The 14,040-nt window shown below is 67.7% G+C and carries 11 protein-coding genes; 7 read left to right on the top strand and 4 right to left on the bottom strand.

Annotation, left to right across the window (positions count from 1 at the left end):
- Nucleotides 1–97 precede the first annotated feature (97 nt).
- Complete coding sequence (locus tag DPQ64_RS06695) at nt 98–841, top strand: MBL fold metallo-hydrolase (protein ID WP_115863585.1); 744 nt, start codon at nt 98–100, stop codon at nt 839–841.
- 88 nt (nt 842–929) lie between these two features.
- On the opposite strand, the gene DPQ64_RS06690 is transcribed toward DPQ64_RS06695, so the two are convergent.
- Nucleotides 930–2,564: a glycoside hydrolase 5 family protein gene (locus DPQ64_RS06690; RefSeq protein ID WP_115863584.1), complete on the bottom strand. Its 1,635-nt coding sequence runs from the start codon at nt 2,562–2,564 to the stop codon at nt 930–932.
- A 114-nt stretch (nt 2,565–2,678) separates the two neighbouring features.
- Here DPQ64_RS06690 and DPQ64_RS06685 point away from each other — a divergent pair, with 114 nt between their 5' ends.
- From DPQ64_RS06685 to DPQ64_RS06670, 4 genes are all read left to right on the top strand, one after another.
- The gene (locus tag DPQ64_RS06685; RefSeq protein WP_115863583.1) at nt 2,679–2,918 is read left to right on the top strand and encodes a hypothetical protein; all 240 of its coding nucleotides are present in this window, start codon (nt 2,679–2,681) and stop codon (nt 2,916–2,918) included.
- Nucleotides 2,919–2,921: 3 nt separating this feature from the next.
- Nucleotides 2,922–3,764, top strand: a complete 843-nt coding sequence (locus DPQ64_RS06680; protein WP_115863582.1) for a BKACE family enzyme — start codon at nt 2,922–2,924, stop codon at nt 3,762–3,764.
- A gap of 117 nt (nt 3,765–3,881) precedes the next feature.
- Nucleotides 3,882–4,604, top strand: coding sequence for an alpha/beta hydrolase (locus DPQ64_RS06675; protein WP_115863581.1), 723 nt, complete (start codon nt 3,882–3,884; stop codon nt 4,602–4,604).
- A 640-nt stretch (nt 4,605–5,244) separates the two neighbouring features.
- Nucleotides 5,245–5,628, top strand: a complete 384-nt coding sequence (locus tag DPQ64_RS06670; RefSeq protein ID WP_115863580.1) for a TlpA family protein disulfide reductase — start codon at nt 5,245–5,247, stop codon at nt 5,626–5,628.
- A gap of 28 nt (nt 5,629–5,656) precedes the next feature.
- Here DPQ64_RS06670 and DPQ64_RS06665 read toward each other — a convergent pair whose 3' ends face one another.
- The 3 genes from DPQ64_RS06665 to DPQ64_RS06655 all read right to left on the bottom strand — a co-directional run bounded on the left by DPQ64_RS06665 (nt 5,657) and on the right by DPQ64_RS06655 (nt 11,267).
- The gene (locus DPQ64_RS06665) at nt 5,657–7,840 is read right to left on the bottom strand and encodes a hypothetical protein (RefSeq protein WP_115863579.1); all 2,184 of its coding nucleotides are present in this window, start codon (nt 7,838–7,840) and stop codon (nt 5,657–5,659) included.
- Between the two features lie 158 nt (nt 7,841–7,998).
- Nucleotides 7,999–8,757: a DUF7504 family protein gene (locus tag DPQ64_RS06660; protein ID WP_115863578.1), complete on the bottom strand. Its 759-nt coding sequence runs from the start codon at nt 8,755–8,757 to the stop codon at nt 7,999–8,001.
- A 320-nt stretch (nt 8,758–9,077) separates the two neighbouring features.
- Complete coding sequence (locus tag DPQ64_RS06655; protein ID WP_115863577.1) at nt 9,078–11,267, bottom strand: thioredoxin domain-containing protein; 2,190 nt, start codon at nt 11,265–11,267, stop codon at nt 9,078–9,080.
- Between the two features lie 628 nt (nt 11,268–11,895).
- On the opposite strand from DPQ64_RS06655, the gene DPQ64_RS06650 reads away from it, so the two are divergent.
- Nucleotides 11,896–12,594: a hypothetical protein gene (locus DPQ64_RS06650; protein ID WP_115863576.1), complete on the top strand. Its 699-nt coding sequence runs from the start codon at nt 11,896–11,898 to the stop codon at nt 12,592–12,594.
- Nucleotides 12,595–12,666: 72 nt separating this feature from the next.
- Nucleotides 12,667–13,959, top strand: a complete 1,293-nt coding sequence (gene purD / locus DPQ64_RS06645) for a phosphoribosylamine--glycine ligase (protein WP_115863575.1) — start codon at nt 12,667–12,669, stop codon at nt 13,957–13,959.
- Nucleotides 13,960–14,040 lie beyond the last annotated feature (81 nt).

The following is a 14,040-nucleotide window of genomic DNA, read 5'->3' as shown; positions in this document are numbered from 1 at the left end:
AGTTCCGTGTCGAAATCCAGCGTACCGCCGAAACCAAGTTTACGACGCCAAAGCAGTCCCGAAGCCATTATGACCGTTCGCCGCGGGGGTGTCCAACATGAACGTCACGTTTCTCGGCACGGGAAGCGCGATGCCGACCGGCGAGCGCTACCAGACCGGCATCCTCGTCTCGGACGAGGAGACGGACCGCCGGCTGCTCGTCGACTGCGGGAGCGGCGTCCTCCACCGACTCCAGCAGTCCGGCGTGGGCTACGAGAACGTCTCGACCGTCCTGCTGACACACCACCACCTCGACCACACCTCCGACCTGCTCTCGCTGCTCAAGGCCCGATGGCTGGCCGGCGAGGACCACCTCGAAGTCGTTGGCCCGACCGGGACCAAGGCCCTGCTGGACGACCTCATCGACGTGTACGACTACCTCCGCGACAAGGTGGACCTCCAGATCCGGGAGGTCGGAGCCCACGAGTTCGAGGTCGCGGGGTTCGAGGTCGAGGGGTTCGAGACGCGCCACTCGCTGCCGTGTCTGGCCTACCGGTTCGGCGACCGGTTCACCTACAGCGGCGACACCGAGGCGTTCGAGGGGCTGGGGAACTTCGCGGACGGCTGCGACGTGCTGGCTCACGACTGCTCGTTCCCGGACGACGTGGACGTGGACAACCACCCGACGCCGACCCAGCTCGGCGAGGCGCTCGCGGGCTCGGACGCGGACATCGGTCGCGTCTATCTGACCCACCTCTACCCGCACACCGAGGGTCGCCACGAGGAGATGCTCGACTCCATCGACGCGGTGTACGACGGCGACGTCCGGTTCGCCGAGGACCTGCGGACACTCGACCTGTAGGCCGAGTCGTCGCCGCGCGTCGCCAGCGCAGGCCGCCGACCTTCGGACCGTCGAACTGCCGGACGAGGGCCAAGCAGGCGGGAGCGACCTACTCCAAGCTATCAGCGTAGTCCTCGACGACACTCCACGTCGACGTCTCGTCCGGGAAGATTGCGAGCGGATTGTCCTCGTGCGTGCGCCGAGAACCGTCGTTCTTCGGGTCGCGCAGCTCCGCGAACCAGAACTGAACGCCGTCGAGGCCCTCCTCGCGGGCGACCCGAGTCGCCGTCCGGAAGAATTCGTTTCTCTGCGAGACCGGTAAACTCCCGTCAGCGTCTACCACAGCGCCGAACTCGCCGAAGTACGCGGGCTTACCGACCTCTTCATGCGCCTCACGCACGTGCGTGCGCACGTACTCGGCGAACGCTTCCTGTTCGCGGACCGTGATGTCACCACCGTGGCGCTCGACGGGGTAGCTGTGGAACGAACACGCGTCGATCGCCTCGGACTCGTGGGTCTCCACGTACGCGTTCCGGACGTTCCACGACTCGAAGACGTCTCCGGTCGCACCGTGCATGCCGGTGCCGACGAGGTGCGAATCGTCTACGGACTTGATGTGGCTGGCGGCGTCGTGATACCAGTTCGTGAGCGGTTCACCTCGCCGTTCGTCGTGGTACTCTATTTCGTTGCCCACTTCCCACATCAGGATGGTCGGGTCGTCCCGGTACTCGACGCCGGTCAACTGATTCGTACGAGTCAGGACGTACTCGACGTAGTTCCGGTAGTATTCGTTGGCCTGCTCGTCGCCGAAGAAGTCGTTTTTGGTCTCGGCGGTGTCCGACCAGTCGGCGTACGCGGCCGGACTCGGCGCGTGTTCACCGCCGTACCAGTTGTTCAACAGCGGGAGGACCAGCCGGATGTCGTGGCGTTTGGCCGCCAAGAGAACGTAGTCGAAGTGTTCGAACCAGTCGTCCCGGAAGGTCCCGGGTTCGGGATGGACGTCGGAATCGGTCCAAGCGGGCGGGAACCCCCAGGTTCGAACCACCGAAACCCCGTGGTTCGACAGATACTCGAACAGGCGGTCGACGTACTGTCGGCCCCACTGACGGACCGGCAGGTGGTTGTTGTTCGCGCCGACGTACCGGAACCGCGAACCGTCGAGAACGAAGTTCGCGCCGTCCCGACCGACGAACGACGGAGGGTACTGCTCGACAGTCATCGACGTAGTCGTGGTGTCCTGCCGTTCGCCGTCGACCGAGAGCGTGGCCTCGACGGTCTGCTCACCGACACGTGGATGTCGTATCTCGAACTCCGCCGTGCCTGTGCTGCCGGGGGCCAGCGAGACCGACGCTGAGTCCGTCGACTCCCCCGAGACGGCGAGCGCGACGGTAGCCGCTACCGACGCGTCCCCTTGATTCGTCACGTCGACGGCGACGGTGGCTGGTTGGGTCTGTCGGGGCGTCTCGGTTTCCAACCGGACTCCCGAGAACGCAGGGTCGGCTGTCGGTGTCTCCGTCGGCGCGTTCGTCGAGAGTTCGGTCGTTTCGCTCGTCGCGGTCGCGGTAACCGCCGGCGTGGCGATCTCGGTCGGTGGGGTCGAATCCTCCTCGCTTCTCGACGAGCAACCGGCGAGGCCCGTCGCCGCCACGACGACGCTCCCCAGATAGGTCCGCCGTCCGAGTCCGTTTCGAGCGGGAGACCCGTCCCCGGTATCCGCTTCGGGGCGGTCGCGTTCGTTCGACATGACCGATCATTCCGAGCATAGCATGAAAAATCCAGCGAGGGTGCGACTCGAACGACCCCCGACCCCGAGACTTCGACGCCGAACTTTTTATCCCGACAGTCCGTCCCGTGACCCATGGCCGACGAGTGCCCGTACCTCGAATACCGACCCCTCGCGGACGACGGGAACGACGCCGAGCGCGCGTACTGCACCGCATCCGGGGAGTTCGTGCAAGCGATGCGCGCCGACATCTGCAACGACCGGTACGGCCTCGACCACGAGACCGACTGCGAGATCTACCGCGACCACGAGGGTCTCCCTGACGTTCCAGGTGTGGACGCAGACGACCCGGCAGACGGCGTGGGAGGCTCCTGACCGATGGCGGGCTACGACGACTACCTCGCGGGCGAGCCGGTGATCGTCACCGCGGCGCTGACCGGCGGGGTCCACGGCAAGGAGGCCAACCCGAACCTGCCCGAGACTCCCGAAGAGATCGGCGAGGCCGCCGCGGCCTGCGAGGAGGCCGGAGCCGCGGTGGTCCACCTCCACGCCCGCCACGACTCTGGCGAGCGGTCGTTCGACCGCGAGCGCTTTCAGGCCATCACCGACGAGGTGCGCGAGCGCACGAATCTGGTGATCCAGCACTCGACCGGCGGGACCAGCGCGCCGGTCGACGCACGTCGCCAGTCGCTCCGGACCGACCCGCCGCCGGAGATGGCGAGCCTCGACATGGGGCCGCTGAATCGGTATCGCCACCTCACGAGCGAGAACACCGGCGCGACCGTCGATTCGCTGTACGACGAGATGGTCGACCGTGGCATCAAGCCCGAACTGGAGGTGTTCAACGACGGCCACCTCAACGAGGTCGCGGGGCTGCTGGAGCGCCGGGACCTCGACGACCCCATCTACGCGACGCTCATCTTCGGCGGGGGAACCACCTCGCCGCCATCGCCCCGGAACTTGCTCAACGCGGTGGCGAACCTGCCCGACGGCGCGCTGTTCAACACGCTTGGCTTCGGTCGCCACCAGCTTCCGCTCACGACGATGGGTATCCTGCTCGGCGGCCACGTCCGGGTCGGGCTGGAGGACAACGTCTACTACGGCCGGGGCGAACTCGCCGAGAGCAACGCCCAGCTGGTCGCCCGGACCGCAGAACTGACCGAGACGCTGGGCAGGCCGGTCGCGAGCCCGGACGAAGCGCGCGAGATGCTGGGAATTTAGAGTTCGGGTTACGGTCGGTAACCTGCTTTCCCCGAGGCCCCGGCAAGTCTCAAGGGCGCGGGTCGGGTAGTTCCGGACGATGAACGCACGCGAGTTCTCGGAGGGCCGGAGGTAACGATGGCGGGACGCAATCCCCACCGGGGCGACGTCGACCCCCACGAGGGACAGCCGGTCGGAACCGCAGGCGCGGAGCTGGCGGACGCCGACGCCGCGGTCCTGCTGGTCCACGGCCGAGGCGCGACCGCCGAGAGCATGCTGGAGATGGTCGGCGAGTTCGCGACCGACGGCGTGACCTACCTCGCGCCACAGGCCAAGGGCCGGACGTGGTACCCGAACTCGTTCCTCGAAGAGATCGACAGCAACGAGCCGAGCCTGTCGTCCGCACTCGCGCTCGTAGGCGACACACTCGACCGCATCACCGACGCCGGGGTTCCGACCGAGAAGGTCGCGCTCGTCGGCTTCTCGCAGGGGGCCTGCCTCTCCAGCGAGTTCGTCGCCCGGAACGCCGAGCGCTACGGCGGCCTCGCCGCGCTCAGCGGCGGCCTCATCGGGCCAGAGGGAACCCCGCGGGACTACGACGGCGATCTGGGCGGTGAGCGAACCGACGGTTCGCGATCCTCGTCGGCCCAGTGGTCCGACGGTGGTACGCCGGTCTTCCTCGGCTGTAGCGACGTGGACCCCCACATCCCGGTCGAGCGCGTCCACGAAACGCGCGACGTGCTGGCCGACCTCGGCGCGGACGTGACCGAGCGCATCTACGAGGGGATGGGCCACGGCGTGAACGAGGAGGAACTGGAGTACGTCGCGGACCTCGTGGCCGGGTTGACGGACGGGGAGTGAGTCGGAGGATCCATCGACAGTTACCGAATCGAATTTCGGATTTTGCAACTGGGCGCGTGCTGGCTAGTCTTTCCACGTGGGGCGCTCTGGGGTGATTTTCTACGTGGCGCGCGCTGGCTCGCCTTTCCACCCGGCGCGTGCGGGCGCGACCTCGTGTCGCGCCAAATCGCGCGAGGGCCGAGTAGCGCAGGTCGGAGTGAAAACGGAGACCGAGGCTTGCGAGACGCAAAGCGTCTCGCTGATCTGCGAACGCAGTTCGCAGACAACGCAGGCGGTTGGGGAGGACGAGGCGCGGTGCTGTTGCGGTGTTGTGCGGTCACGCCGAGGCTCAAGAAGTAGCTAGCTTCAGGATTGCGTTAATTTCTGTTTCGATTGAGCTAGCTATTCCCTCGACATAGGAGAGACCGCAACCGCACAGCACCGCGCCTCGTCCTCCCCAGCCTCCTGCGGTCCTCGCTGCGCTGCGGTCCTCGTCCCTCGCGCGCGAGTAACGCGCGCGCCGAGGTTTTAACAAAATAGACGATATCTCGATAGAATAGACGAGTTACAACGTATCCCGTCCATTTCGATTCCGAACCAGACCCCGACCGTATCTGCCCGGACCCGTGCGATTAAGCCCGTCAAGCGACAATCCGACCACATGGATTCGACGGAACCATCTCCGAGTTGGGACGCCGCGGCACATAGCGAGGTCGTCGACGCGTTCGAGGTCGCGGTCGGCGAGGTCACCTACCGCGTGTGGGGGGCCGACTGGTGTGGCGACTGCCACGACACCCTCCCGGACTTCTTCGCGGCGCTGGAGGCCGCGGGCGTCCCGGACGACGAGGTCAGCGTCCACGAGGTCGACGAGGACAAGCAGGGTGAGCGCGTCGACGACTACGAGGTCACGCTCATCCCGACCATCGTCGCCGAGCGCGAGGTCGACGGCGAGTCGAGAATCGTCGCGCGCTTCGAGGAGAGCGAAGACCGTCCCGCTGCCGAGTACGTCGCCGAGAAGTTGCTCGACGCGGACGTACTGGCCTGAGGAGAGCGCCCCCGGTTTTTCTCACCGCTTACTCAGCGGACTCACCGCCGAGCCACGCGTCTGCCCAGCGGAGCGTCCCGTTCGCGTCGATGGCGACCGAGTCGTCACCGAGCATCTCCCGGAGTTCCCTGCCCGTGTTCGTGAACGTGTCGAGCCGTCCGGGGACGAGGTAGTAGTTCGGCCCGCCGTCGTCCCCGAGGTACGGCTCGGTCACGCCGCCGACGCCGAGGTCGCTGGTCGCGTACACGTTGACGGCCACCTCGACCGACTCGTCCGGGTCGGGCGGGTCGTTCGGGTCCCGGTCGAACTCACACCGGAGGGGCATCGCGTCCACGCACTGGGAGACGCTCACACCGGGGTCGCCGACGACGACGTAGTGGCGACCGATAGCGGTGTACTCCTCGACGATCTCGAGCGCGCCGCCGACGTCGAAGCCGTAGTTGAGCAGCCGGGCGAACGTCTCGCCGACCTCGACCGCGCCGCCGTTGTCCACGTCGCCCCAGCTCACGATGGCCGCGCGAGCGCCCGCCTCCACGAGTTCGATGCCCTGGTCGTGCGAGCGACAGGCATTCAGCAGGACCGTCGTCGCGCCGGTCTGCTCCACGGTTTCGGCGTCGAGGATACCGTCCGGGCACGCGAGTCCCCGGCCGTCGATGTGGCCCACGAAGTGGAACACGTCGTGGTCGGCCGCGAGCAGCTCCCGGAGGTCGTCGGTCGGCACGTCGAACCGGCAGTCCACGTCGAACGGCGCGACCTCCCTGGCCCCGCCAGCGCCGTACACGTCCGAGACGGCGTCCCACTCCTCGCGCATCCCCTCGTCGTTGCACACCACCATCACGTCGATGACGCCGTCGGTCGGCGCGGGCCGGTCGTGCTCGAACGCCGCCCGTAGCAGCTTCGCGCCGTGGACGGGCGTACCCTCGCCGATCCACGCGCGTTCGATGGCGTCGGAGTCGGGGAGCGGCACGTACTCGTCGGTCTCGGGGACGCCCGCGTCGCGAGAGTCGGCGGTGGGCGGCCCGCGTTTGAACGACTCCAACGCCGCCGTCTGGTCGGTCCCGTCGGGCGACTCGGCGTCCGCGGAACTCGTGCCGGGCGACTCGACGTCCGTGGAACTCCCGTCCGCAGACGCTTCGACGGCTGGCGACTCCACGCGGACCAGCGAGAGGTCGTCGACGACGTACGGGAGGAGTTCGACCGCGTCCGGGTCGGGTCGGACGTGGGTGGCCCGGTGCCACGTCGGCGCGGCGGCGTCGAGCGCCTCGTCCGGCACCGAGCAGTAGGCCGCGAGCTGGTCGCCGAGTGGCGCGTCGTACAGCGCCTCGAAGTCGAGGTCCACGCCAGGGTGTGATTCGAGCACGCGGCGCTCGTGGAGGTCCATCGGGTGGAACCCCTCGGTCCGGGTCACGCAGTCGAGGACGAGTGCCCGCTTGAGGAAGCGGACGACTTCCTCCTCGAACCCACGCTCGCCGTCGAGGCGGTACGAAAAGCCCGTGTCGGCGGTCACTCGCGGCGTCTCCGCCGGCACCACGTTCGCGCCGAAGTAGTACGCCAGCGGTGCGACCGCGTACACGTGCTCGAAGTCCGCGGGCACGTGGAGCGTGACGCCGGTGTCGGGCACGCCGACGTCGTCCGGGATGGAGAGCTCGTCGCCGCGCTCGACCCGGGGCGGGTGCCCGCGGAGGTTCGGCCACGAGCGCTCGCAGGTCGTCGTCTTCAGCCCGGAGCCAAACGTCGAAATCGCGGCCATCGCGTCCGCGGGGTCGTCCGAGACCGTGACCGTGGCGGCCGGCGAGGTGTGGTGCGAGCGCGCGCCGACGAGTACCCCGGCCGCCTCGTCGAAGGTGATCGCGATGCGGTCGGTGTTCGCGGCGACCGACAGCGCGGCCTCGACCCGAAGGTAGAGCTTCATCGGCGCGTTGACCTCGACGAGATAGTCGTCCCGGGGAAGCTCGTGGTCCTCCCGGTAGCCGACGTCGAGCACGTGAGAGCCGTCCCTGGCGTCCCGGACCACGACGGTCACGGTGTACGGGAGTTCGACGGCTCCGGCGACGAACTCGCTCGCGACCGAGACGGGGTAGGCGAACGCCGCGGTGTCGGCGGGGGTCGGCGAGGCTTCGCGGTCCGTGTACAGCAGAAATCGGTGGCTTTCGATAGGGTCGACTATCTCCACGCCCGCCCGGTCGCCGAGTGCGTCGATGCGCGGTCGCATGGTCGAAATCTGGTCTCCGTAACCCAGCCATCGAAGACGTGGACCGAAAGCGTTCCGCTTGCGTCAACCCCGCAAAGGCGTCCCGCTCGCGTCCGACCTGCCGGAGTGTCCCGCTCGCGTCCAACCTGCCGGAGTGTCCCGCTTGCGACCGACCCGGGTCACATCGGCAGCCAGTCGCTCGTCACGTCGGGGTCCGAGACGTGCCAGCGCTCCTCGGCGTGGTGGTCGTGCTTGGCCGGATCGACCGGTCGGAGTTCGACCACCGCGTCGAACTCCCCGGCCAGTGACCGGACCCGCTCGCTCTCGTACGGCTCGGTCAGCACGTAGTGGCCCATCGCCGCGTAGTCGCCGACGTAGCCCGTGACGACCTGCAGACACCGGCGCACGACGCCCTCGTCGTAGTGCTCCAGCAGCGCGTCCAGCGAATCGACGCCGACCCGGAGCTCGGTCGAGTCGAGCCCGGAGGCGTGGGCGTCGAACGTCGCCATCGCCTCGGCCAGTTCGGCCTGCAATCCAGCGAGCTGCGGGTCGACGACCCGGCGCTCCGAGAGGTCGCCGAGCGATGGCGAGTCGGCGTTCCCGCCGGCCTCGGCGACCGACCGCGGCGGCGAAGCGTGGTTGATGATCTCGGTCGTCTCCTCGTACGAGCCGGGCATCTCGGTGGGGTCCGGGAGTCGTTCCGCGACGCTCCCCGGGCTGGCGTCCGTGATGGCGAGCAGCCGGTAGCGACGCTCGTCGGGGCCGCCGAGCAGGCTCGCGCTCGCCTCGGTGAACAGGCGGCGCGGCGCGTCGCCGACGACGAGCAGGTTGCAGCCGCCCGCCCGCAGATCCTGTAGCACCTCGCCGAACCCGACGTTGTCCGTGGGATTTTGGCCGTCGGTCGGGCCGGCAGGGTCGCCGGTATTCCCCTCGCTCATTAGATGAATTCTTGAGATGTAGCGTTAATAAACTTTCGACGCTGACAGCTGTGGAATTCCCGCGCGAGCGGACGGAACGTAAGGACGTTGTTAACTGCCTAGTGTCTTCGGAATTTACTTAGGAGAACGCTTATCCGTCGATTCGCCGGGGTCCGCGAGACAATGTCACAAAATAACGGTCCGAAGCATCAGATGCGTCCGCTGCGTCCGATGCGAACACGACGATAGTCTCACGCGACCGAGTATCGGACGGCAATTGCTGGCGCGAGCGAGTCGCGACTCGCTCGCGCCAGCAATTCCGCTCAGTTCTTGCCGACCACCTACCGTTCGCCGTCAGCCCAGTCGAGCGCCTCGGCGAGGTCGGCTCGCGGCGGCGAGCACGCGAAGTCCCGGCAGACGTAGGCGGTCGGCTCGCCGTCTTTCGCCGCCCGATCGGCCCAGATCGGCGGCGCGTCGTCGAGACCGAGCCGGTCGAGCCACGCTGCGAGGTCGTCCTCGGCGGGCGGCCGCCGCGAAAGCAGGCGGGTCGGCAGGTAGCGCTCGGCGAGTTCCGCGCGCCACGCGTCCGGGAGGTCGTCGGCGACCGCGGTGAGCTCCAGCGAGCCGCGAGCGTACCGGTCGGCCGCCAGCGCGAGCGAGGCGTGCTGGAGCGGATTCGAGCGAATCGCTTGCCCCCGGCTTTCGAGCACGCGCTCGGCGATGGTCTCGAACTCGTCGTCCGGAGTGAAATGGGCCAGCGCGAGCAGGGTGTCGGCCGCGACGCCGAGGCTGGACGGCGTCGACTGGTCGTGGGGCTCCTGCGGGCGCGCGACCAGCTCCTCGCCGCGCTCCGGCGTGAAGTAGATCGTGCCGGCGTCGGCGTCCCAGAACTCGGCCGCGATGGCGTCCGCGAGGTCGAGCGCGAAGCCGAGGTGGTCGGGGTCGCCGGTCGCCTCGTAGCAATGCAGCGCGCCGCGTGCGAGGAAGGCGTAGTCTTCGAGGTAGCCCTCGATGGCGGCGTCACCATCTTTGTACCGCCGGCGGAGTCGGCTGGGAGCATCGCCGTCCTCCGACTGGCTCCACAGCTTCTCGCGGACGAATTCGAGCGCGTTCTCGGCGAGGTCGGCGTACGAATCGTCGTCGAGGACGATTGCACCTTCGGCCAGCGCGGAGATCATCAGACCGTTCCAGCCCGCAAGCACCTTCTCGTCGCGCCGCGGTCGGACCCGCTCCGCGCGGGCGTCGAACACCTGCTCGCGGGCCTCGGCGATTGTCTGTTCGACCGCGGACTCGTCCAACCCGTGCTCCTCGGCGAGATCCGAGACCGACTCGCTGACGGTCAGCACGGACTTGCCTTCGAAGTTGCCCGACTCCGTCACGCCGTAGCGCTCGCAGAACAGGTCTGCGGTGGTGGCGTCCGCTACCGCCTCCCGAATCTGCTCGGGCGTCCAGACGTAGAACTTCCCCTCCTCGCCGTCGCTCTGGGCGTCGAGCGTGCTGTAGAATCCGCCTTCGGGGTGAGTCAGCTCGCGCTCCACGAAGTCGAAGGTTCGGCGGGCCGCGGTCGCGAAGCGCTCGTCACCGGTGACTTGATAGCCGGCGAGCATCGCGCGGGGGATCTCGGCGTTGTCGTACAGCATCTTCTCGAAGTGGGGGACGACCCACTCGCGGTCGACGGTGTAGCGGTGGAAGCCCCCGCCGACGTGGTCGAAGAGGCCTCCTTCCGCCATCGCGGTGAGCGCCTCCGTGGCGACTTCGCGGTACTCTGCTGCCGTTTCGTCGTCGCTGGAATCGCCAGTCTCGTCGTGTTCAGCCCGGAGGGACGCCCGCAGCAGCAGGTGGATTCGCCCGGCCTGCGGGAACTTCTGACCGGTGCCCCAGCCGCCGTGTTCGCGGTCGGCCCCGCGGAGCGCGGCGTCAGCGGCCGTTTCGAGCAGGTCCTCGCCCGGCGCGTCGCCGGGGTCGGGCACCGATTCGAGTTCGCCCTCGATGGCGTCGGTCCACTGGTCGGCTCTGCGTTTCATCTCCCGGCGATCTTCCGGGTCCGCCCACGAGTCGGCGATGTTCTCCAGTAGGTCGAGAAAGCCGGGCTGGCCGCGCTTGGCCTCCTTCGGGAAGTAAGTGCCCACGTAGAACGGTCGCCCGTCGGGCGTGAGCCACACCGAGAGGGGCCAGCCGCCCCGGCCGGAGACCGCCTGCGCGATGGTCTGGTAGATGCTGTCGAGGTCCGGGCGCTCCTCGCGGTCGACCTTTATCGGGACGAAGTTCTCGTTGAGGGTCTCGGCGACCGCCTCGTCCTCGAAGCTCTCGTCTTCCATCACGTGACACCAGTGGCACGCCGAGTAGCCCACCGACAGGAAGATGGGCACCTCGCGCTCTGCGGCCGCGTCGAGTGCGGCGTCGTCCCACGGCTGCCAGTTGACGGGGTTGTCGGCGTGCTGGCGGAGGTACGGGCTCGCCTCCTCGTCGAGCCGGTTTCGCGAAGTTGGGTCGGCGTCGGTATCGAGGTCGTCGGCGTCGGAGTCGCTCATGGGAGAGTCGAGGGGCTTGAGCGACGTAAAGTCGGGGCTTTCCGGGATGGTGACTCTCGAATGGCGTCGTGATGCTGTATGGCCCACTGGAGCGCTCGACTCGTCCTTCCACCCGGCACGCGCTTCCTAACCGTTCCACCCGGCGCACGCTTCCTAACCGTTCCACCCGGCGCACGCTGCTTCGACTTTTCCACCCGGCGCGCGCAGGCGCGGCCTCGTGCCGCGCCATCCCGTGTGAGGGACGAGGACCGCAGGCCGGAACGGAGTGGAGGCCGAGGACCGCAGGAGGCTGGGGAGGTCTGAGGCCCGTGCTGTGCGGTCGCGGTTGCGGTGTCTGCGCGAACGAATGTGAGCGCAGGCTCGGCAGCGCTTCGCTCTGCCGGTACTGTGCGGTCTCTCATATGCCTCGGCAGTAGCTAGCTCGTTCTGCCTCTACAGGCAAACGAGTATCACGAAGCTAGCTTCTGCCTCGACACGTGAGACCCGCAGCCTCACACCTCCATAGCCTCCTCTCTCGCGCGTTGCTCGCGCGCGCCGGCGCTGCAAAACAAATTGGCTCAAATAGGCCGTTCCAACCGACGCGCAATCAGACGAAACGTTCATCCATTCTGACTGCCACGACGGCCATATGGTCAGTCTGCCCTCCAATCCCGCCCTCACCATCGCGTTGGGCGTCCTGCTGCTGGCGAACCCGCTCTACGTCGGCCACTTACATCTCGACGATCCGAACTGGTACCGCTACGAGTCCTCGGAAGTCACGTACGACGGGTCGTCGATAGACGTGGACATCCACGTCGACGGCGTCGACGACGATGTTGCCTGTCTGGCGGCACCTACCCCGTCGCGTGCCTGCGCGCTGGAGTACGCGGTCCACGAGGACGGGAACCTGACCGCGCCGGTCGGATGGGGCCACATCTTCACCCGGAACTACGGCCGGCTCGGATACCGGTACGCCTTCGTGGAAGACGGCTTCTACGAGGTCGAGGCCCGCGAAGTCGGCGACGAGACCGTCCTCTCGCTGAACCGTACGCCGGCCGACGAGGCGATGCGGTCCGTGGCGACGCCCATCTCGCGCGCGGCCCCACAGGTCCGGCAGGCCATCCGGAGCGAGAGCGTGAAGACCCACCAACCTCTCGACGGTGCGAACCAACTGATCCGCGACGGCAACACCTACTACGTGGTCTATCGAGCCGCCGCCCACATCGAAAGCGGTCCGCATCCGCTCCGCAATCTGCTCGAATCAGGGGTCACGGCCTTCGGGATGGGCGTCGGGCTCTGGCTCGTCCTCAAGGGCCAACGCCGTCGTATCGAACGCGAACGGCAGTGAGATACACGTCCGTGGATATTTCTCTCGTTTCCAAGAGCAACCTTTACACTCCCGTGCCTACACCCTCCCGGTATGACCGAGACAGTCCTACTGGTCGGCGGTGGCGGACGCGAGCACGCCGTCGCACGCGCGCTCGACGCGAGCGACGCGGACTTGTACGCCTGCGCGGGCAACCGAAACCCCGGCATCGCGGCGCTCGCCGAAGGATTCGACACGCTGGAGACCACCAATCCCCAAGCAGTCGTCTCCTACGCCGAGGACGTGGGCGCGACGCTCGCGGTCGTCGGCCCGGAGGGTCCACTCGCGGCGGGGGTCGCCGACGCGCTCGACGACGCCGGAATCTACGCCTTCGGCCCGCAGGAGGCCGAGGCCCGCATCGAGACCGACAAGGCCTACCAGCGGCGGTTCATGCGCGAGTACGAGATTCCCGGCTGTCCGGATTTCGCGACGTTCGACGAGATGGAGGCCGCCTGCGAGTACATCGACGACTACGACGGCGACCTCGCGGTGAAGCCCGCGGGCCTCACCGGCGGAAAGGGCGTCCGCGTGATTGGGGACCAGGTGACCACGGAGGAAGCCAAAGACTACCTCCGCGACTCCGACTACGACCGCGTAGTGCTCGAAGAGCGCCTCGTGGGCGAGGAGTTCACCGTCCAGGCGTTCGTGGCGAACGGTGACCTGCGGGTGACCCCCGCGGTGCAGGATCACAAGCGCGCCTACGAGGGCGACGAGGGCCCGAACACAGGCGGGATGGGCAGTTACAACGACGCCGCACTCGAACTGCCGTTCATGGGCGAGGCTGCGTATCGTGAGGCCGTCGCGGTTCTGGAGGCCACCGTCGACGCGCTCGACGGCTACAAGGGCGTGCTCTACGGCCAGTTCATGCTGACCGCCGACGGCGTGAAGGTGGTCGAGTTCAACGCCCGCTTCGGCGACCCCGAGGCGATGAACACCCTGCCGGTGCTCAACACCGACCTCCTCGACGTGCTGGTCGCGGCCCGCGAGGGCGACTTCCTGCCGGAACTCTCTGTCGCGCCGAAGGCCACCGTCTGCAAGTACGCTGTCCCCGAGGGCTACCCGACCGACCCGAAGGCGGGCGCGAAGGTCGAGATTGACCCCGAGAATGCCGGAGACGCCCTGCTGTTCTACGCCAGCGTGGACGAACGCGAGGACGGTATCTACACCACCACCTCGCGCGCGTTCGCGGTCGTCGGCGTCGCCGACACCATCACGGAAGCCGAGGAGATCGCCGAGGACGCGCTCGCGGTCGCCGGCGAGGAGGGACTCGACGTGCGCCACGACATCGGCAAGCCCGAGCTCGTCCAGCAGCGAATCGACCACGTCGCGGCGCTCCGGGGGGAGTAGGAAGCAGTCCGCGAACGGTCGGTCTTGGAGTAATCGCGGCCTGACTCCCCTTCAGCCGATGACTGACGCAGCTTCAGTCCA

Origin of the sequence: Halorussus litoreus (assembly GCF_003382685.1) — an archaeon.
GTDB classification, from domain to species: domain Archaea; phylum Halobacteriota; class Halobacteria; order Halobacteriales; family Haladaptataceae; genus Halorussus; species Halorussus litoreus.
Note: the sequence above shows the minus strand (reverse complement) of the source record. Positions and strands in the feature narration are given on the sequence as shown.

Coding starts and splice junctions, on each gene's coding strand:
- DPQ64_RS06650 (WP_115863576.1), top strand. CDS start 11,896: ATGGTCAGTCTGCCCTCCAATCCCGCCCTCACCATCGCGTTGGGCGTC.
- DPQ64_RS06685 (WP_115863583.1), top strand. CDS start 2,679: ATGGCCGACGAGTGCCCGTACCTCGAATACCGACCCCTCGCGGACGAC.
- DPQ64_RS06675 (WP_115863581.1), top strand. CDS start 3,882: ATGGCGGGACGCAATCCCCACCGGGGCGACGTCGACCCCCACGAGGGA.
- DPQ64_RS06670 (WP_115863580.1), top strand. CDS start 5,245: ATGGATTCGACGGAACCATCTCCGAGTTGGGACGCCGCGGCACATAGC.
- DPQ64_RS06690 (WP_115863584.1), bottom strand. CDS start 2,564: ATGTCGAACGAACGCGACCGCCCCGAAGCGGATACCGGGGACGGGTCT.
- DPQ64_RS06655 (WP_115863577.1), bottom strand. CDS start 11,267: ATGAGCGACTCCGACGCCGACGACCTCGATACCGACGCCGACCCAACT.
- DPQ64_RS06695 (WP_115863585.1), top strand. CDS start 98: ATGAACGTCACGTTTCTCGGCACGGGAAGCGCGATGCCGACCGGCGAG.
- DPQ64_RS06680 (WP_115863582.1), top strand. CDS start 2,922: ATGGCGGGCTACGACGACTACCTCGCGGGCGAGCCGGTGATCGTCACC.
- DPQ64_RS06660 (WP_115863578.1), bottom strand. CDS start 8,757: ATGAGCGAGGGGAATACCGGCGACCCTGCCGGCCCGACCGACGGCCAA.
- DPQ64_RS06665 (WP_115863579.1), bottom strand. CDS start 7,840: ATGCGACCGCGCATCGACGCACTCGGCGACCGGGCGGGCGTGGAGATA.
- purD (WP_115863575.1), top strand. CDS start 12,667: ATGACCGAGACAGTCCTACTGGTCGGCGGTGGCGGACGCGAGCACGCC.